This is a genomic window from Nocardia vermiculata NBRC 100427 (assembly GCF_001613265.1).
Taxonomy (GTDB): Bacteria; Actinomycetota; Actinomycetes; order Mycobacteriales; family Mycobacteriaceae; genus Nocardia; species Nocardia vermiculata.
This window is the reverse complement of sequence record NZ_BDCA01000030.1, coordinates 1-18,840: the sequence shown is the minus strand read 5'-3', so window position 1 is coordinate 18,840 and position 18,840 is coordinate 1. Positions and strand designations below refer to the sequence as shown.

General features: G+C 66.5%; 18 protein-coding genes. 3 read left to right on the top strand and 15 right to left on the bottom strand.

From position 1 onward, the window contains the following. Positions 1-5: 5 nt before the first annotated feature. A complete protein-coding gene (locus NV2_RS24775; RefSeq protein WP_067879216.1) occupies positions 6-278 on the top strand; it encodes an RNA polymerase sigma factor sigma-70 region 4 domain-containing protein in 273 nt (90 codons plus the stop codon). 56 nt (positions 279-334) lie between these two features. Here NV2_RS24775 and NV2_RS24770 read toward each other — a convergent pair whose 3' ends face one another. The 3 genes from NV2_RS24770 to NV2_RS24760 form a co-directional block, all read right to left on the bottom strand. Next, entirely contained in the window at positions 335-901 is a 567-nt protein-coding gene (locus NV2_RS24770; RefSeq protein ID WP_067879213.1) for a hypothetical protein, read from the bottom strand. Positions 902-1,239: 338 nt separating this feature from the next. Then, entirely contained in the window at positions 1,240-1,857 is a 618-nt protein-coding gene (locus tag NV2_RS24765) for a recombinase family protein (RefSeq protein WP_067879210.1), read from the bottom strand. A 176-nt stretch (positions 1,858-2,033) separates the two neighbouring features. After that, the gene (locus tag NV2_RS24760; protein WP_067879207.1) at positions 2,034-2,696 is read right to left on the bottom strand and encodes a TetR/AcrR family transcriptional regulator; all 663 of its coding nucleotides are present in this window, start codon (positions 2,694-2,696) and stop codon (positions 2,034-2,036) included. A 99-nt stretch (positions 2,697-2,795) separates the two neighbouring features. Between NV2_RS24760 and NV2_RS24755 the strand changes: the two genes are divergently transcribed. Both NV2_RS24755 and NV2_RS24750 read left to right on the top strand, forming a co-directional pair. Beyond that, entirely contained in the window at positions 2,796-4,340 is a 1,545-nt protein-coding gene (locus tag NV2_RS24755) for an MFS transporter (protein WP_245662765.1), read from the top strand. Next, on the top strand, positions 4,337-4,912 hold the full coding sequence (locus NV2_RS24750; protein ID WP_084475399.1) for a universal stress protein: 576 nt from the start codon (positions 4,337-4,339) through the stop codon (positions 4,910-4,912). The genes NV2_RS24755 and NV2_RS24750 overlap by 4 nt, the downstream gene beginning before the upstream one ends. A gap of 37 nt (positions 4,913-4,949) precedes the next feature. Here the strand turns inward: NV2_RS24750 and NV2_RS24745 are convergent, their stop codons facing one another. From NV2_RS24745 to NV2_RS24690, 12 genes are all read right to left on the bottom strand, one after another. Next, a complete protein-coding gene (locus tag NV2_RS24745) occupies positions 4,950-7,889 on the bottom strand; it encodes a Tn3 family transposase (protein ID WP_067879205.1) in 2,940 nt (979 codons plus the stop codon). Between the two features lie 41 nt (positions 7,890-7,930). Next, the gene (locus NV2_RS24740; protein ID WP_157103075.1) at positions 7,931-8,419 is read right to left on the bottom strand and encodes a hypothetical protein; all 489 of its coding nucleotides are present in this window, start codon (positions 8,417-8,419) and stop codon (positions 7,931-7,933) included. Between the two features lie 339 nt (positions 8,420-8,758). Then, positions 8,759-9,328: a hypothetical protein gene (locus NV2_RS24735; protein WP_067879200.1), complete on the bottom strand. Its 570-nt coding sequence runs from the start codon at positions 9,326-9,328 to the stop codon at positions 8,759-8,761. After that, a complete protein-coding gene (locus NV2_RS24730; RefSeq protein ID WP_067879195.1) occupies positions 9,328-10,923 on the bottom strand; it encodes a peptidoglycan DD-metalloendopeptidase family protein in 1,596 nt (531 codons plus the stop codon). Before NV2_RS24730 ends, NV2_RS24735 begins: the two co-directional genes overlap by 1 nt. Before the next feature lie 3 nt (positions 10,924-10,926). Further along, positions 10,927-12,636: a putative type IV secretion/conjugal transfer ATPase gene (locus NV2_RS24725; protein WP_157103074.1), complete on the bottom strand. Its 1,710-nt coding sequence runs from the start codon at positions 12,634-12,636 to the stop codon at positions 10,927-10,929. 82 nt (positions 12,637-12,718) lie between these two features. After that, positions 12,719-14,245: an SCO6880 family protein gene (locus NV2_RS24720; protein ID WP_067879190.1), complete on the bottom strand. Its 1,527-nt coding sequence runs from the start codon at positions 14,243-14,245 to the stop codon at positions 12,719-12,721. Between the two features lie 38 nt (positions 14,246-14,283). Then, positions 14,284-16,092 (bottom strand): hypothetical protein, encoded by a 1,809-nt coding sequence (locus tag NV2_RS24715; RefSeq protein WP_157103073.1) that lies wholly within the window; start codon positions 16,090-16,092, stop codon positions 14,284-14,286. Beyond that, positions 16,077-16,943, bottom strand: a complete 867-nt coding sequence (locus NV2_RS24710; RefSeq protein WP_157103072.1) for a DUF8175 domain-containg protein — start codon at positions 16,941-16,943, stop codon at positions 16,077-16,079. Before NV2_RS24710 ends, NV2_RS24715 begins: the two co-directional genes overlap by 16 nt. Before the next feature lie 16 nt (positions 16,944-16,959). Continuing rightward, entirely contained in the window at positions 16,960-17,457 is a 498-nt protein-coding gene (locus NV2_RS24705) for a DUF8175 domain-containg protein (RefSeq protein ID WP_157103071.1), read from the bottom strand. Between the two features lie 107 nt (positions 17,458-17,564). Continuing rightward, complete coding sequence (locus NV2_RS24700) at positions 17,565-17,816, bottom strand: hypothetical protein (RefSeq protein ID WP_157103070.1); 252 nt, start codon at positions 17,814-17,816, stop codon at positions 17,565-17,567. Further along, a complete protein-coding gene (locus NV2_RS24695) occupies positions 17,813-18,088 on the bottom strand; it encodes a hypothetical protein (RefSeq protein ID WP_067879176.1) in 276 nt (91 codons plus the stop codon). Before NV2_RS24695 ends, NV2_RS24700 begins: the two co-directional genes overlap by 4 nt. Then, positions 18,085-18,795 (bottom strand): hypothetical protein, encoded by a 711-nt coding sequence (locus NV2_RS24690; protein ID WP_067879173.1) that lies wholly within the window; start codon positions 18,793-18,795, stop codon positions 18,085-18,087. The genes NV2_RS24695 and NV2_RS24690 overlap by 4 nt, the downstream gene beginning before the upstream one ends. Positions 18,796-18,840 lie beyond the last annotated feature (45 nt).

The following is an 18,840-nucleotide window of genomic DNA, read 5'->3' as shown; positions in this document are numbered from 1 at the left end:
GACACATGACCGCGAAGAACCCGGTGCGGCGGGCGAAGACGGCCAAGGAACTGGCGGCCAAGCACAAGTGCTCCGATCGAACGATTCGGCGGCTCATCGCTGAACCGCGCGACGATTTCGAGGGGCGCTCGGCGGCGTTGAGCGAGCGGGCCCGCGAGCTGCGAGCCGGGGGAGCGAAGTACAAAGAGATCGCCGCGGAACTCGGAGTGTCCATCGGCTCGGTGTCGCGCCTTCTCCACGGGCTCTACCCGAGTCAGACCACGAGCAAGGCCAGCTAGATCCCTCTTCACGGACGCTGAGGCCGGCCGGACCCGGCTACCCCGAATCGGGGGGGTCACCGGTCGGCCTCAGCGTTTGTCCGGCGGGCCCGCGCCCGGTCGTCGGCGTCGGCCTGGCGGCCGCGGGCGCGCTCCTGGCCCACGTTGCGGTGGGCCAGCTGCACAACGACCGCGCGGGCGGCGGCACGGCCGGGGGAGTCCGTGGCGGCCGCGCGCATGGCCGCCGCGCGCATCTCGGCGAACAGCCGCCGGTTCGCGGCGCGCTCGGCCTCGTCCTCGGCGACGGCACGGGCCCGGTCGAGCAGGGCCGGGGGTACCTCCGGGGGCACGAATCGCAGGATGTGGCACAGGTACCCGACGGGCTTGTCCGGGTTGCTGATCAGCTTCTTCCCGGAGATCCGGAACTCCTCGAACGCCCCGTACACGTCGTCGACCATCCATCCGGCGACGGCGTAGCGCGTCAGGGCGGCCGCCAGCTGGCTACGGCTGGTTCGACGTACCCAGAGCGGGATTCGTTCGTCTCTACGGCATTTCTCGGCCAGCAATAGGGCTCTCTGGTCGTAGGCGCGGTGCTGTTTGGCGCGGCTCCTCTTGTCGATGCCGCGCGAAGCGCGTCGGTTCATCTCGTTTTCTGCTGAAGGAACTGATTTCGATCGTGAGAGGAAAGAAGAACCGTAGCTTCGCTCCGGTGGGGTGCCAAATCCCTGGTCAAGGAGTGTTTTTACTGCTGAGTTATCCACAGGCAGGGTGGTGGATTCGTGCAGTGCGCATACGGCGGCCCAGCCTCGGGCGCGGTCGTTGCGCTTCCAGGACTCCAGGCGCTCGGCGAGGGTCCGGTGACGGCCCGCGAATAGGCCCCGGAATCCTGAAGCTGGCCCGAGCCGCAAAGTAGCTTCGCGTAGAGGCTGGTTCGAGGTTGAGGTGTCCGGTGGGCCCGCGGTGTGGCCCTGCGAGATCTTGATCAGACCCGTGGTGTGGGGCCGCTGATGATGCGGTGGATGGTGGAGCGGCCGACGCTGTATTCCTCGGCGAGGTCGGCGAGGCTCGCGTTGTCGGCGGGGTCGTGGTAGCGGCGGTGGATCGTTTTGCGTGCTGCGAGAGGAAGTTTCGGCTGTTTGCCTTTGAGGCGGCCCTTCGCGCGAGCCTTGGCCATGCCTTCGCGGGTGCGCAGATGGCCGAGGTTGGCCTCGAATTCGGCGACCATGGCGAGGGTTTGCAGGAACAGTTTGCCGAACGGGTCGGCCCAGTCGTAGATCTGGCTGCCGAGTCCGAACAAGACATCGCGCTCGCGCAGGCTGGTCAGGATTTCGCCGGCCTCGGCCATGTTGCGTGCGAACCGGTCGAATTTCGTCGTGGTCAGCACCACCTGCCGGTCGGTGACGGCCGCTGAGGCGGAGGTGACCGCGGTGAGTGCGTTGTCCAGCCCGGCCCGGTTTTTCCGGGTGGTTCCGGAGAATCCTTTGTCGATGAAGATCCGCTCGTGCGGCACCCCGAGCGCGAGTAGTTGCTCGGTTTGGATCTCGACGTCTTGTTCGTCGGTGGAACAGCGGCAGTATCCGACGCGGAACGGGGTGCTCATGTCCCGAAGTGTTCCATATAGGGAGGGTTCATCGGAACAATTAGCGGAACACCTCTACGGAACACCGTGACCAGGGCCTGGGTTCTGCGACCGGGGTGTTCCGGTGGTGGATCGGCTTACGGAACACCCCGGTTCACTCCAGGCGGCTCCGCTGCGCTCTGGTTGGGGGTGGCCGGTCAGGTGGTGTGGGCGGTGAGGAAGTCGTCGAGGAGTTGTCGGCAGTAGGCGGGGGTGATGGGGTGGATGCCGGTGAGGCGGGTGAAGACCAGGGGGCCGACGAGTTGGGTGATGGCGTAGGTGGGGTCCAGTTCGCCGAGTTCGGCGCGGGCGGCGGGGCTGGTGAGCAGGTGGTCGAACGGTTGCCGGTAGCGGTCGATGACCTGGGCGCGTAGCGAGTGCAGTTCGCCGTCACCGCGGCCCGGGTCGGCCGCGTCGACCGGTTCGGTGGGGTCGACCGGTTCGGTGGGGCCCAGGCCCAGCCAGACCAGGGCGGTGAGGTGGACGGGAGTCTGGTCGATGAGCGTGGCTTGGCGGGTGAGCAGGTCGGTGAGCTGCTCACGCAGACTGCCGGTGCCGGTGGGTGGCTCGACTTGGGGCAGGAGGCGTTCGAACGCGGCGGCGAGTAGTCCGGCGCTGTTGCCGAAGTTGCGGTAGAGGGTGGTCGCGGCGACCTTGGAGGCTTTGGTGACCGCGTCCACGGTGACCGCGTGGATTCCGCCGGTGGCCAGCAGCCGGGTCGCGGCGTCCAGAAGCCGTTCGCGGGAGCGGGCCCGGCGCGGATCGACCCGCTGACCGGCGTCGTCGTCGCTGAGGGCGGAGGTGGAGCTCACAGACCTCATTGTGCCGGACCGGCAAACCCTGGTGTTCACGCCGCGGGTGGGGTTACGCTACCGACAGCAGCGAAACGATAATGCCGTTAGCGTTTCTTGGGAGGTTTGGTGGCTGTCCCGCAAATCGATTCGATACCCGTCCCCGCCCGCTTGTCGGGTGGGCAGCGGTGGACGCTGGTGGTGTCGTGTGTGTCGGTGGGGTTGGTGATCGCGTCGATGGCGGCCCTGTACGGGGCGCTGCCGCAGATCGCGGAGTCCACCGGCGCCACCCAAGCGCAGCTGACGTGGGTGGTCGACGCCTACACGCTGGCACTGGCGTGCCTGGTGCTGGCCGGGGGCGCGGTCGGTGACCGCTACGGGCGCCGGATCGTGCTGGTGTCCGGGCTGGTGATCTTCGCCGCCGGCTCGGCGATTCCGTTGTTCGCGGAGAGCCCGGCCTGGGTGATCGCCGCGCGTGGGGTCGCGGGTGTGGGTGCGGCGCTGGTGATGCCGCAGACACTGTCGATCCTGACCGCGGGCTTTCCCGCCGACAAGCAAGGCCGCGCGGTCGGGGTGTGGGCCGGAGTCGCCGGATCCGGCGGTGTGATCGGCCTGCTCGGATCCGGTCTGCTGTTGCAGGTGTTCTCGTGGCGGGCGGTGTTCGTCGCGCTCACCGCCGCCGCCACCGTCCTGGTCCTCGCCGCGCTGACGCTCACCGAATCCCGCGACCGAGACCGGCCACCGGTCGACGTCGCCGGGGCGGTGTCCTCGGCCGCGGCGGTCGGGGTGTTCGTGCTCGCGCTCACCGCGGCCCCCGAACACGGCTGGATCTCACCACAGGTGCTCACCACACTGGCCGCCGCGCTGGCCGCGACCGCGGTGTTCGTGTTCGTGGAATCCCGGGTGACTCACCCTCTGCTGCCGATCCGGTTGCTGGCCCGGCGCGGGTTCGCCGCCGGAGTGGTATCGCTGGCGTTGCAGTTCCTGGTCACCTTCGGCCTGTTCTACCTGATCGTGCAGTATTTCCAGTTGATCCTCGGCTACAGCCCCCTGCAATCGGCGCTCGCGCTGGCCCCCATGGCCGGACCGCTTGTCGGGCTTTCCCTCGCCGCGCCCTGGCTGTGCGAACGAGCCGGACTACGAGTCATGACCGCCACCGGCATGAGCGTCATCGCCGCCGGACTGGTGTTGCTCTCGCGCATCGACACCCACACCACCTACCTGTACCTCCTGGGCCCGGTGCTGATCATGAGCGCCGGGCTCGGGTTGTGCGCGGCACCGGCCACCGCCGCCATCGTCGCCGACACCCCGCGGGCCAAACACGGCATCGCCGCCGCGGTCAACGACGCCGCCCGTGAAATCGGCGCCGCGATCGGCATCGCCGTCGCCGGCAGCGTGCTGGCCGCTGGATACCACCACCGCATCCAGCCGGCCCTGGCCCAGCTGCCCCCGCCCGCGCGCGGCCCGGTGAGCGACTCGCTGGCCGCCGCGCTCGCCGTGGCGGACAAGGCCGGGCCCGTCGCCCGGCCGCTGGCCGAGTTCGCCCGCGATGCCTTCCTGCACGGCACCCACCGCGCCACCCTCGCTCTGGCCGGCATCGCCGCCGCCGGCGCCGTCGTGGCCCTGATCGCCCCCGGCCCCTCCTACCACCCTCACCCCGAAGACCAGCCATGACATCCCACCACAACCCGCTACCGCACTGGCTGCACACCCTCGCCGACCGGCTCCACCCCCGTCCGGTCGCGGTCCTCGAGCGCCGCACCCGCAGCGCCCCCGCCGTCCCGCGGGTGCGCACCATCATCGCCGCCGCCGACACCGACACCGGTGACGGCGGCTACCGGGTCGTCGACCGCGCCGCCGACCTGGCCCGCCAGCGCGGAGCCCGGCTCCTGATCACCTGCGTTAACCACCCGCTCGACCCCCGCACCCTCGGCGTCGACCTCGACCGCGTCGGCCCCGACGACTACCAGCTGCGTGGCACCACCCCCGCCGACACCCTCACGCGCTTCGCGAAAGACCGCGCCCGCGCCCACGGCGCACCCGAGGTCTACACCCGCCTCCTGCCCGAACCGGCCCTGCGCGCGCTGCTACGGCTGGCCGCCACTCACCACGCCGACACCATCGTCATCGGCCAGCCCCCGCTACACACCTGGACCGACCGCGCTACCAGCCGCGTTCTCGACACCCCCGCGATCCGGCTGGCCCGCCACGCCGGATGCGACATCCTGATCGTGCGCACCCACTGACTCGACCCCGCACCATTTCGGCACGTGGCTCGGCGAGCTATCCCGCAACCTTGTCCCGGGTCAGGTCCAGACGGGTAGTCATGTCGAGCCGGAATCGGCCGTAGGGGTTGATGTTGGACCAGAACAGCGGCGAAAGCGCGCGTCGTTCGGTGTCGCCGACCAGGTCATGGAACTGCGGATCCTCCAACACCGCCTGGAGCAGCAGGGTATTGATGTGCACCAGCGCCGACTGGAGTAGGTGCAGGGCGAGCATCGACACCTCGGCGTGCTCGCGGTCGGCGCCGGTGAGTGCAGAGTCCTTGCCGTAGAACACGACCGTGTTGGCGGAGTTCCAGTTCTCCACCACCTGCAACCCACTGTTGATCTCGCGCCGCAGGTCTTCCGACGCCAAATATTCGCAGGCGAAAATTGTGCGCACCGCCCGGCCCAGCTCCTCGAGGGCCTGGTAGGTGGGGTGTTTCGGGCCGCCGCGGGTGAACCGCCGCAGGATCGACTCCGATTCGGCAGTGCCCAGCCGCAGCGCGGTGGCGTACTTGACCATCTGGTCGTACTGCTGCGCGATCAACTCCCACCGGATCGGGCGGGTCAGCACCGGCCCCAGCTCACCGTAGACACCCGCGTCGTCGGGCCGGTACAACCGGATCGAACCGATGTTCTTCAACCGAGGCAGCAGCTTGAACCCCAGCAGCTCGGTAAAGGCGAACCCGACCACCGACGCACCGTGCGTGTCCACATAATTGGCTTCGATCTCCGCGTCGGTGCAGTGCCGCAGCAATCCCTCGATCATCGCCGCCACCTCCGACGACGAACACGATTTGAGCTGGGAGTAGATGCACACGTTGCGGCGCTCGACGTGCCAGTAGATCATCACCCCGTACCCGCCGTAGCGCTGGTGATATCGGGTCATGAAGTTCGACTCCCACGACCCGAACTTCTTCGAATCCGACGCGCACGAGGTGCCCGAACCCCACCAGTGCGGATCCCGTGCTGCGAAGGTGGCGTTCACCAGCTTCGTCGTCGCGCGCCGCAGATTGTCGCGGGTGATGAAGTGCCGGCGCACATGCCGCAACGCCGCTTCGGACTCCTCCTGTTCGCCGGTGTTCACGATCGCCCGGATCCCCATGTTCGTCCCCAGCGCGAACAAGTCCAACAAGAGCCGCTTACGGAGGGTGTCACGGTCGATGACCTCCCGGGAGGCCACCGAGGTGAACTCGGCGGTGAAGTCGGTGAGGAAATCGGCGTCCTTGACCACATCCAGGAGATCGAGGGTGCCCCAACGGCGCGTGACCTCGGCCTTGATCTTCTCCAGATTCTCCGGCTCCGGCTGTTTTTCCAGTTTCGGGACGCTGATCCACTGTTCCCCGCGCCGCCGCGTCAGCCGGACCCCGCCGGTGGTGCCCTCGGCCAGGCCCTGATCGAGACTGCCCAGAGCCTTGCTCATTCGCTGCTGCAACCCGGTGATGAACTCCGTGGGGTCCAGGGGCTGGCGGATCGCGGCGTAGTGCACCTCGCGGGCGGTGTCGAAATCGCCGGGCAGGTCGTCTTCGGGGTTGCGCCACCGGCCCGCGCCGTCGACGTAGATCTCGCGGCGGCGGATCGCATCGCGCAACGCGACCAGCACACACAGCTCGTACGGGATGCGCTCGACGCGACCCTTCTCATCGACCACCGCTTCGCGCCACGCCCTGGGCACCACCCCATCGAACGGGGCCAGCGCGTGAATGTCGTAGAAGCGGACCTTGCCGTCGACACTGGCATACCGCGCCAGCAGTTCGAGGGCCACCATGACCGGCCGGTAAGTGGTGTTGTTGCACCGGAAATCCAGCGCCGCCAGCAACGCCGGCAGCATCCGCCGATAGTGGTTGGAGTACGAGCTGCGCAACACGGTCCGCACCCGCGCCTGAAACACCTGATCGTTGGCCTTGGCCTCTTTCACCAGCTCCCGCAGCGTTTTCTCCCCGACCACCGGATACAAGGCATCGCGTACGATATCGTCGGGATGATCGACAGCGGCCTCAGCGAGCCGGAACAGGATGTTCTCCTTGCCGCGCACGCGCCGCAGATCCTCGGTCAGCTCTTTCTCCACCCGCCGATCCGCCCGCGTGTTCACCTTGTGCACCAGCTCGATCAGCAGATCCACCAAGGCATCGGTAATCTCTGCCGACCGCACCCAGCACAACGCCGCCAAAAGGGTCAACCGGATCAGCTCCGGGGCCTCCCGCAGATCCGACGGGAACGACCGTGCCGCACGCGCCCGCCACGCATCGACCAGCTTCTCACTCGCATCAGCGAACAGATCCGCCGGCAGTTCCAGCGCCCGCACCGCCGCCAGCTTGTCCACCTCCCGCAACAGCGTCTCCAGACTGACCTTGCCCGGATCGGACTTCAACTCCGCCAACAGATTCCGCCCGCTGACAGGCGGTGCGGCCCCGATCGCGATCAGGTTGTTCAGCCGGTCGATAGACGCTTCGCTCAGCCGGGCCACGGTGCGCTCGCAGAACTGCTGCTCGAAACTCGCCCGCGCCGAACCGATCACACGGTCGATCCGGCCCGGCGGCTCGATGCGCTCGCTACGACACCGCACCAGCAGCGCCTCACGCAGCTGCTCCTCACGCAGCTCGACCGGACACACCTCCGAAGCCAGCCACGACGCGAACTTGTCCTCATCGCCGCGGGAGAACTCCCGGAACCCGAACACCTCCCGGACCTGCGCCCGGTGATACTCGATCGTCCGCCCCGACCACCGATACTCCTCGAACAGGCCGGGATCGACCTTCACCTGCTCGGCCACATACGACACCGCCACCACAGGCAGCTCATCAGGGCCCTGCGGGAACCGGCCCTCGATCTCGAAAAACTTCAGCAACACACTGAATCCGAGCCGCGTCGCCCCGGACTTGTTCTTCACCAGCTGCCAGTCGTCGCCGACCAGCGTCCACGACCCGATCAGATCCTCAGTCGACCACTCCCGCCGCACGAACCGAAACCGTAAGCCCAATCAACAGTTACCGGCGCGTTCTACTTTGCGGCTCGGGCCAGCTTCAGGATTCCAGGGCCGAATACGACCGTGCGGCATCCGAACCGTGCGAGCAGGCGGCGACACCGGTGGATGGTCGATTCGCTGCGGGAGACCTCGCGCTGAAGGCGGCCGACGGTCACGCGGCTGTTGCGGCCGGTGGCGTAGTCCGCGCCGGAGGATTCGGCGATGACGTAGGCGGCGAAGGTCTTTCGGCTCACTGACTCGACGGTCTGAGCGGCGCGCAGCGCTGAGTAATGCTCGTCGTAGAGGGCCAGGCAGTGAGCGATCCAGCGTTCTCGGCCCCACCAGCACGGCGGGGCGGGCTGGTCCTCGGTGCCGGTGTAGGCGTCTTCGGGCAGTGTCAGCCGCAGCGGCGGCAGCACGAACAGCGCGGCGGCACTCGGGTGCGCCGACGTTCGCCGGCGGCGCGGGGAGGTGTGGCAGCCTCTCGCGGGGACACGTATGGGTAGCTCAGCCTCGGTGCTCACACGATCGTGACCAATGACGGCGGTCGCGATGCTTTGAGCGGCACGCGTGTGCTTGCTACCCTGGGAACCGCTATCCAAAGCATGGTCCTTCAGGGACTTGAAAAGCCTTCCGGCGGCAACCGGGGGGCTTTTCCTCGTTTATGGGGTTATGGTGCTCCTCAAGAACTCAGGCCAGCTGGCCTGGATCATTCTTAGTCGCTCCAATGGGATTGATTAGGTAGGACACGCCGGTCGGTGCCCGGTTTTTCCATCTGCGGCTGCCTTGCTCGACGCGAGTTGCCGCTACGCGCCGAAGGTCTGCCGCGCCAACTTCGTTGGCTTGCCTCGCATTTCTGCTGGTCAATTCGGGAGGGTCGTCACCGCGGTGACGGTCCATAACGGCTGTTTGGTCACTGTGACGAGCGTGGTTGCACTCAGGTCCCCGGTGGCGACCGCGTGAATGCGGGTGGAGATCTTGCGTTGCCATGTCGTGTCGGTGTCCGCAGGATGCTGCTCGCTGCTGACTTCGCTGGAAGCGGTGATGGAGGCCCCGCTGTTCATCCACGATTCCCAGATCGGGCGGGGGATCGGGTAGGGCCGGTAGGAATCTGCGGCACGCGGGGTCAGCAGCGGTCGAGCCCGATCGAGTGCGTCTTCGGGCCCGGTGTCGCCGTCGGCGGGCCGCCAATCGAACAGTGCACGTACGGCAGCCAGCGCTACGGCCTCGGGGTTGGTTCGATCGAGATCGGTCCATGGGGCCGGCAGGGGCGGTAGTGTCTCGATGCTCGCGCCGGATGGCACGCCGGTGCCGTGGGTGTCGTGCTCGCCGTAGGTGTCGTCACCAGATTGTGTGCACGCGGTCAGGGCAACGGCGGCGACAACCAGGGCGGCGGCGAATCCGGCAATTGAGCGGTATCGGAGTCTGGGCATTACTGCACTCCTGTCGTGGTTTGGGTACCGGACGCCGCGACCGTGGCGCGACTGTTGTTGTCGGGGTTGGTGTATCGCCGGATCGCGATCAGTTGGCCGCCGTCGGCGACTGGTGCTTCGGTTACGTCCTGGCCCTCGGTGGGGGCATGGATCATCGTGGGCACCCCGTTCACGGCTCCCTCGTACACGCCGACGTGTTCGGCGGTGCCGCCGGAGCCGAAGAACACGAGGTCCCCGGGCTGAGCCTGGGACAAGTCGGAGACGGGTTGGCCTTGTCCCATCTGGCCAGGATTGCTGGTGTCACCGGTGTAGTGCGGCAACGACACTGAGCCGTGAGTGGCTTGAGCGATGGCGTACATCGTGAGCCCGGAGCAGTCGAAACCGCCGCCTGTGGGGCCGTTGGTGTCGCCGCCGCCCCAGACGTAGGGCTGGCCGATTTGGGAGCGGGCGGCCGCGACGATGGCGGCTCCACCGTCCGGATCGCCGGGTGTGGTCGGTCCGCCGGGCGCGTGGCCGCCGGGCGTGCATCCGCCGGGAGCGCCTGACGGCGCTACGCCTTGCAGGCGGGCGAACAACGCGCGGGCGTCGGCTTCCCGCTCGCCGTACTTGCCGCGCAGGTCTTCGCGGGGTCGTTGAATGTCGGCGGCGGCCTCGGTGAATGACTTGTGCTGCCAGTCGCTGGCGAGGAATCGGGTGTAGTAGTTGCGCGCTTGGAATGCGGGGTTCATGAGGTCTTTCACCGATCCCCATCCCTGGGTGTACTGCTGCTGCATGATGCCGACCGAGTCGGAGTCGCCGGGGGCCACGCCGTCGTGCGGGTAGTTCTTCGATTCCGGTACGGCGTCGGAGGCGAGGTTCTTCAGTCCGCCGGACTCGACGAGTCCCACGGCCAGGGCGCTGACGATGGCCTCATCGGGGGCGCCCATCTGTTTGCCGGTGGCGATGACGATGGCGGCGTTGCGGTCGGTAGCCGAACTGGCGGCCGCCGCTCGCTGATTGGCGTTCAGGGTCTGGCTGGCGCCACCGCTGGCGGCCTGGCGGGCTTGTTGCAGATAGGGGGTCGGGTCGGTGTCTGTGCCGCCGGCTAGCCGGTCGCCGTTCCAGATCTCGAAATGCAGGTGAGGGCCGGAAGATTGGCCGGAGTTGCCGGATCGAGCGATGAGTTGGCCGGCGGTTACCTGGTCGCCGACTTTCACCAGCACGCCGCCGGGGTTCATGTGGCCGTAGACGGTGGACATGGGTTTTCCGTCGATGACGTGGCTGATGACAATCCACGCGCTGAATCCCTGTACGCCGGTGTCCTGGGCGGCGGTGACTGTGCCGTCGGCGAAGGCATAGATCGGGCTGCCTTCGGGCACGGGGAAATCGACGCCGCGGTGGTTGGGCCGGTCCGAACTGCGATATCCAGAGCCGATTTCGACGCTGGGGTCCAGCGGGTAGGCCAAGGGCCCGTTCACGGTGGTCGGGCCGGTGTTGGTTCCACACGCGGTGTTGTTCTGTTCTGCGGCACATTTGGCGAGCAGCAGCAGCAATAGGAGCAGGACAGCGAGGATTTTGCGCCAGTGGCGCACCAGTACGACAGCAGCGGCGGTCATCGGTCAGTCCGTCGCCATGCCGGTGTTGGTGTCGTGGATGCCGAGTTCGCGTTCCAGGGGGCTGATCCACGTCCGGAATGCCAGGCCCGGTCGATCCGGATCGTCACCCCATTTGGCGATGAAGCGGCCTTTGCCGGGGTGGGGCAGCGTGCGGTGCCCGGTCTGCGCCGGCGGCGGCGCGGATGTCCACGACAGGAGGCGGGCGCGTTCGCGGTCGGTGTAGTCGATCAGTCCCTGCTGGGCGTCGATTTCCCAGCCGTTGATCGGGCCGCTGAATGTGATCTTGCTTCGGCTGATGAATCCGGTGGCCTTACCTTGCTCGGTGATATCGCCGCTGACCTTGGTGAAGTCGGTGACGGTGTGGGTGTAGGTCATGAGTGAAACGCCATCGGTGCGGTTGGTGCGCGTCATCCGGTCCAAGGTCTTGATCTGACTGCTGCCGCCTACATCGAGCAGCTGCGACAGCTCGTCCATGTGGATATCGGTGACGGTTTTTCGGGTCAGTCCGTTGTCGGACAACGTCATCCGAGCTGAGACGGCGGCCTGCGCTTCCATACCGGTCAGGGCGATGATCGCCGCGCGCAAGTCACGCCCGGAGTGCACATTGATGATCGACAGGTCGATATCGATCATCGCGGCGGTGAGGTTGAGACGTGTGGTGGTCTGGCCGTTGAAGCTCTCGCCGAACATGCCGACAGTCAGCGACTTCAGCGACTGCAATAACCGGTGAGTGGTAGCGGAGAATTCCGCCATGCTCGGGGCGGCCACGGCGTAGCGCATATCTTCGGTCGGGTTTTCGAGCTGCTCGATCAGATCGGAAATGATCGGCGGGCGAGCCGGTGAGAACCGACCGCCTGCATAGAGCTCGGCGAGCGCTGCGCTGATGGCGGTGGATTCGAAATCCTCGAGGGGCGCTCGGCGCCGCAAGCTCACCAGTGCCTCGACATTGAACAGCTGAGTCTGATGCAGCTCGGCCATCAGCCCGCCCACGGCGGGGTGGCGATCGGGAAGCTTGTCGATCGCCCACGCGTATGACGTTGGATCGAGAGGGTTGAGAACGCCGTGGCCGGGACCGACTTCGATGATCTGGCCTTCTTCTCGGCCGTCGTGGTTGTCGTTCAGCAGCTCGCAGAGCCGCCGGTAGTCGGGTTTGATGTCGGCTGGGCAGATGAGCTGCCGGCCGCTGGCCAGCCCGCCGAGAACAAAATGGCGGCCCAACGTCGACTTCCCGAAGCCGTTGGGACCGATCACGACTCCAACCGGTGCGGAAATCATCTCGGCGTCGAACCAGGCCATCTGGTCGAAAAAGAACGGAGCACCTGTTTCGTCCTGAATGCCGACCGGCCAACCGGGAGAAACGAACTCGGTACTGCGCGGAAACGGCCACAAGCCACACACGCGGTTGGTGGTGCCGCGAATCTCGGGGATCGGCATCGGCTTTTTCATGTAGCCGCCGTTGGGGGCATAGAAGCCGCGCGGGGTCGGGCGACGGTCGGCCTGCCACGGCAGGCGGGCAGCGGCGTAGCTGGCGCGCCACACTGCCAGCTCGTGAGCGCGAAGCTTTCGTGCTGCATTGAACTTCTGCGCAACGCTCATCGTCGGCATGGCTTCACGTAGGTAGGCCACCTCGTCGGCGTCCATGACGCCGTCGGCTCCGCGCGCGTCGTTTTCCTGCCTTCCGGTGGGGCGGGAGGAAAGAAGCTGGATTGCCATTGTGGACTTCCTTATATAGGGGCTATAGCGGCCATATGGGTGTTTGGTGCGGCGTGAGCTGGGCGAATGCGACCCGGGCCTGTTAGGCAGCCAGGATGTCGGCCATATCGGTTTCGTCCATGTCGGGGTAGACGCCGATGCCGAGTCCGGACAGGAACATCGCGCCTTGGTCGGCGTAGCAAGCGGCGAATTTGGTCGACGCGGCAACGCCGGCGCCGCGGATGAATGCGGCTTCGTCGACGCCGGATGCGTCGACGGGGACGGTGACAGTGACCAGCATTCCGACTCGGGTCAGGCCGTGGCCTTCGGCCAGGTCGTCACGGGTGGCGGCGATGTCGTCGAAGCGCATCTGCTGGCGGGCGTCGACCAAGCCTCGTTTGCGGCGTTGGACGGCTTGGAAGGCATCGCGGTAGTCGGAGTCGGTGGTCTCGATCGCGTCTTGTGGCCGGTAGGGGCGGTAGATCATCGTGACGCGCTTGTAGGGTGCGCGGTGAGTGGGGGCCAGCAGATTTTCCAGGATGCTGTCTTCGACGGGGCGGACCGGGAAGTCGTAGGCGCGGAAGGTGAATGACTTTCCGGAGTCGTGGATGTAGTAGCGGTGCGCGTCATCGTGGTAGGTCGGCCCCGCGTCATCCCAGGTGATGCCCGGATCGCCGGTGCGCGCCATGGACTCATCCAGGATGGGGCCAGCTGCGGGGTTGAAGGCGGCATGGGTGAAGGCAACGATTTCGCCGACGGTGGCGAAGGTGGCGAACAGCCCAGCGCCAGCGGCGGCATCGGCCAGCTGTTCGAGGTGGCGCGAGACCGATTCGATTCCGGAGCGGAAGTTTCCGGAGCTGTACCGGAAGGTGACTGCTACACGTTGGGTGTAGCGGATTCGGTCGGCGGCCAGCTCACTGGTGGGTTCGTCGGCTATCCACTCGTCCGGGTCGGGGTCGAGTGGGTAGCCGGTTCGGCTTTCCATGAGCTGGAGGACTCGGCGGGGCGCGTGATCGTGGCGGCGGCGGTCGATTTCGACGCCGTAGCGCGCCCCGGTCTCTGGGGAGGTCTCGGTGACCGCGGCTATCCCGGCGACGTCGCCGAATTCGCCTGCCCGGCGGAGGAATTCTCCCCATCCTGCGACCTGGGCATTGGTGGCGTCCTCGGGCTGAGTGCCGCGACCGGTCGCGGAGCACATCATCACGATGGTGACGGTGCGATGGACCGTATTGACCAGGGCGCCGATATCGTCGCCGGTCATCGGGTCGAACAGCCGGTCCAAGATGATGGGCGATGCCAGGCCGGGCAAGCGGGAATGTCCACCGGGGACCTGGGCGAACAGACCTGTGCGGTAACGATGCGCCAGTCGCCGGCGGATCGGCAGACTGCGTGCCCATGCAACGAAATAGTCGCCGGCGGAAGTGCCTTGAAACCGGAGCATGCTGGGGCCGATGAGCAGGACCGCGATCACGAGAATGACGGCTGCTCCTGTCATGGAATGCAGCAGGTAGGCGGAGCCGATAGCCAGCGCGCCAGCGCCGACGGCGACGATCGACATAGTTCCGGACAGGCCGGGGATCAGGCCGGTGGACTCTGGTTTGCGCCATCCGGCGTACTTCTGGGAACCCATTTCAGATGCTCCTTGGTGGTGTCGGAAGATCGGGGGGATCAGACGATTCGGGTGAACGACGAATCACGTGGTGTGCCGGAGCGAGCAGTGCGGCGTCTGGGTCTCTGCGTCGTCTGCGGTGTGGGCGTGTTCCCGTCAGTTGTGCTGCGGCGGCGACTGTCACTATTTGGGCTGGCCGCAGCGTTTCGACTGCTGTTGCGGCCGCCACGGTTTCGGGTCGGTGCTGCGGTTTCGCCGGAGCCGTCACCGTTGGTACTCCGTCGGCGTCCTGCACTGTCAGTCCCGCGGCCGCCCGCGGGTGCAGTGGCCGAATTCGTGTTCGCGGCCCGTTTCTCGCCACTGGTGGTGCTACTGCTGGCTTTTGTGTCGCTGGCCCCGGCAGTTGTGCGGGTTCCTGTGCCGCCTGCGGCTCCGGCGGTAGTAGGTGCGGGAGCTGCGCCTGCTCGGGTGCGGGTCCCGCTCGTTCCTGCCGAGGTCGCCTTGTTCGCTACCCCGGCGGCACCGGTCAGCCGGGCCGAGCTCGGCGCGGGGGAGGCCGCCGAGCTACCCGATCCGGACGTGGACCCCACAGCTTTCGCGCTGGATCGCTCGCCCCCACTGCTACTGCCACTACTGCCGCGGCCACCGCCGCCGGCTGCTCCTGCTTTGAACCCACCAGCAAAGCTGGCCAAACCACCGGCCACGGCACCGGAAGCGGCGCGGGTATTGCGGATGGTGCCGCGCAGCATCGGAGTACCGGCGTAGCTGACGTTTGTGCCGATGAGGGCAACCAGCTGCGGCAGAATGAACGCGGGCGCGACCATGAGCGTGACCGCGACCAGGACATCCCCGCCGGAGTCCATGCCTCGGATCTGGAGGAATGCCACCCCGAAACAGATCGCCGCGATGGGCTTGAACATCAGCGCTGCGAGCGCGAGGCGGGCGAGTGCCCAGAATACGGTTTTCCCGCCGCCGATGACGCTGGTAGCACCAGCGATCGGCAAGGCAACGGCGGCGTAGATGATCCAGAACTTCTGGAGAACCAGTTGGATCATCAATTCGATGTAGGCGAGCAGTCCTAGCAGGCACAGCGCGAGGCTGATCACGTCCTCGGTTTTGAGTCGGGCGTCTCGTCCGGAGAGCGCCGAGTCCAGGGCATCGACGACATGCGTGGGACCTTCCGGTCCGGCGGTGCTGGTAAAGATCCAGCTCGCTAAGGCGTCGCTGGCTCCTGACATGGCCAGCAGGATCGGCGCGGCCATCGCTGAGGCGACGGCCCAGCGGACCAGCCCGCCGAATGCTTCGGGGGCGGCGTTGTCGCCGGACAGCATCGCGCGCTGGTACAGGATGGCGATCACGGCGATGAGTAGCCCGAGCCCGAGCGCGATTCCCTGGAGGTCGCTGGTCAAAGCGGTCATCTTCTGGATGGCGCCTTGGGTGCCAGAGACGTCGACCGAAACGTTCATGAACAGCTGTAGGACGTACTTCATGATCCATACGAACCCGGCCAGGACCGCGTCGACCATGTCGGAGAAAAAGCTGCTGGTGGCATCTTTCGCCGCATCTGTGGCAAGGCTGCCGGGGGTCGGGATGCAGGTTCCCACCACTGGGACTTTGATGCCGTTGCATTCGTCGTCGTTGGAGGCCGGCCGATCCTCACTCGACGAAGGCGCGGGCTCCGTGGTGGTTGGAGCTGTCGCCGGCGGCGCGGTAGTTGGGGTTGGTGTCGCAGGAGTGGTCGTGGTCGGCGAAGTACTGGGCGTGGGAGCCGTCGGCTCTGCTTGTGCGATGCTGGCAAGCGCTCCGAGAACGAAAAGCGCCGCTACCAGCGCTGTGGCGGCGCGGCGAATGGTTACCACGTCGACCACCCGACCGGCTCTGGAGTGAACGGCGGTACCTCGGGTGTCTGGCTGCTGGTCAGCCGGGTCGTCGCTGCGGTCTGTTCAGTGAGGTACCAATCCCCGTCGCTCCACACGACGGTGGTGTCGATGGCGAGTCCCTGCCCCGGGGAGCCTGTGGGGCCCCAGAGCTGCACGCGCATCACGGTGTCGGACAGTGCATCGGCCTTCCAGCGGGTGAACCGAAAGATGTTCTTTTGCCGAGCAACACAGCTCGGATCGTTCAATCGGCTGTCGGGCGCGTACGCAACGATGTCTGGGCGCAGGCGTTTACGGTCGGCGGGCGCGAGGACCGTAGGGAGCGCATCCGCGCTCGCAGCCGTGTCTTTCCAGCTGCCCAGCTGGTAGGCGGCGATAGCGGCGCCCAGCGGGGTGTGTGAATATCCGCCGTAGATGGTGTCACCGCGTTGATTGGTTGGGCCGTCGGTCGTGCTGAATGGCAGGACGCCGCAGCGGACCCGTTGCCACATCACTGGGCCGTCGAGCGCGGCATCGGTCTGCGGGAGGGTTACTCCGCGGATGTCGTTGGCTTGTTCGATGGTCTTTGGGTTGGCGTCGAAGGATGCGATCAGCGGTGTTCCGAAGTTTTCGGAAAACCACTGAGTTTGTTTGAGCGGCTGGCCGGTGGCGTCAGCCTGGCCGGGATTGGTTGGACTACCGCCGTTGTCGTTGGTCTCACTGCATGCGGCGACTGTGCTGAGTCCGACCGCGACGGCGAGTGCGGCGGCGCACGCGGCGATGGTCCTGCGTTTCATGCCGTGCTCCTTATTCGATGGGGTGCGTGGTGCGGGGCTGCCGCGCCAACTCCGTTGGCTTGCCATGTATTTGGTGGTGTAGCTACGTCTGTGGGAGGCGTTCGAGGTTGTCGGGTAGGTCCGGATATGCCTTGATCACCTGTGTGTTGTCTTTGGGGTCGGGTAGCTGGATGAGCCAATTTTCGCCGAGCCAGACAAGATTGCGGGTCAGCCCGCTGATCGATTTGTCCGGCTGTTCGAAGAGGATTTCGACGGTGGCGGCGCTGTCCTGGTAGTCCAGGAATCGGAATCCTTTTATGCGCGGCAGGCGGTTCGGATCGGGCTGGCCTGTGACCGAGATGTTGGCGCGAGCGGCGAGGTAGGACGTGAGGCCGGGGCTTATGGAGAAGTAGTCACGTGCGATCGCCCCGAATGCGTCGTCTGGGGCGGTGTCGAGCAGGGTTTGCGAATCCACGGCGGCCATCACGGCACCATCCATGGTGTGCGGATAGTGGATTCGGTTGCCTCGACCAGGAGAGGTCGGTGCGGTGACCGCGCCGTCGGTGACCCAATCGGCACCGCGATATTGGGTGATGGTCAACGGTGTTCCATCTTCGTGGCCGCCGCCGCATCCGGCTACGGAAAGGGCCGCGACAGCGACGAGGAGTGCGGCAACTCGGTTACGCATGCGCATCGGATTGGGTCCTTTCAAAGCAGCCAAGAAGCGATATCGAACGTGCGGGCCGCGAGCGCGGCGCAGAGCAGGATGACGAGCAGTTCACGCCAGAATGTGGTGATGGTTGCGCCCTCGTGGTAGCGGACGCAGCCGGAGATGATGGCCGCGAGCATCGCTCCGAGAGCGAAGTAGCCGGCTAATCCGATCAGCTGCCCGCCGAGGTCCAACAGTGGGTCTAGGACCGCTGGCGGGAGCTGATCAGCGAGAAGCGTGGGCCGATTCATGCGCCCATGGCCCAGTTGATGATGGTGGCACCCATCGCGCCGCACCCGATGAGCAGCAGGACACCGGAAAGCCAGCCCAGGACGCTCGAATTCTGCATCGTCCACTTCTGATAGGCGTAGACGGCGGCACCGCCGAGGAAGGCGGCTAGCGCGACCCATCCGGACAGCGCCCAGAGCAGGCCGAGGAACTTCTGCGCGATCTGTTCGAAGGGGCCGCCGTCGGCGGTGGGCTGGCTGACGGCGAGTACTGCGGCAGTGGTGATGGCACTCATTTGCTGGTCTCCTTCGCGGCGATGTGGTGGAACACGTGGCGGTAAATGTGTTCGAGCACGGGGGGAACTGCCGGGTGCTCAGCGTTTTGCGGGGTCCAGGCGCGCTCGTGTTCGAGGTCGGTGGGAAACCTCATTCGTGGGTCGTGGGCGAGGGTGTGGATCGGGATTCCGGCGCGTTCTGCGGCCTCGATCAGCTCGCGAAGTGCGAGAGTTGGGCGAGGCTGGTCCTCGAGAAGCGCGATCGCTGCGACGTGGACCCCGCCGCCGACGGTCCTGCTCAGTGCCCCGGCCAGCTGCCGGGCGGCGCGTACGCCGTCGGGGCTTTTCGGTGCAGTGATAACCAGGTGAGGGCTGCTATCGGGCGGCGGCCGCCACTGGAGATCCCTTTCGACCTCGGCGGCGCATCCAGCCCACGCGGCGAGCGTTGTTGCGCCGGATTTGGGCGTCGCGGCCATGACGTGAAACAGCGGCGGCAACGGTTCGAGGTCGTCGGCTGGCTGCTCGGCGTGGTGGAGATCTGTGATCCCATCAGCGCTTTCACTCGCGCGGACAGCGAGTGCGGCGTCAGCCGGGATGGTGGCGATGGTCTCGGCGTGGTCCTGTGGTGCGTTGCCGGCTAGTTCGTCTCGGTCGTCACGCAGATTGTCGGGTTCGATGATCGGCCGGACAGTCGGTTCGGTCTCGGCGGCGCGGCGGATGATGGTCATTGCTTCTGGTCCTCCTTCACCTGAGCGGGGACGGCCGCGAGCACG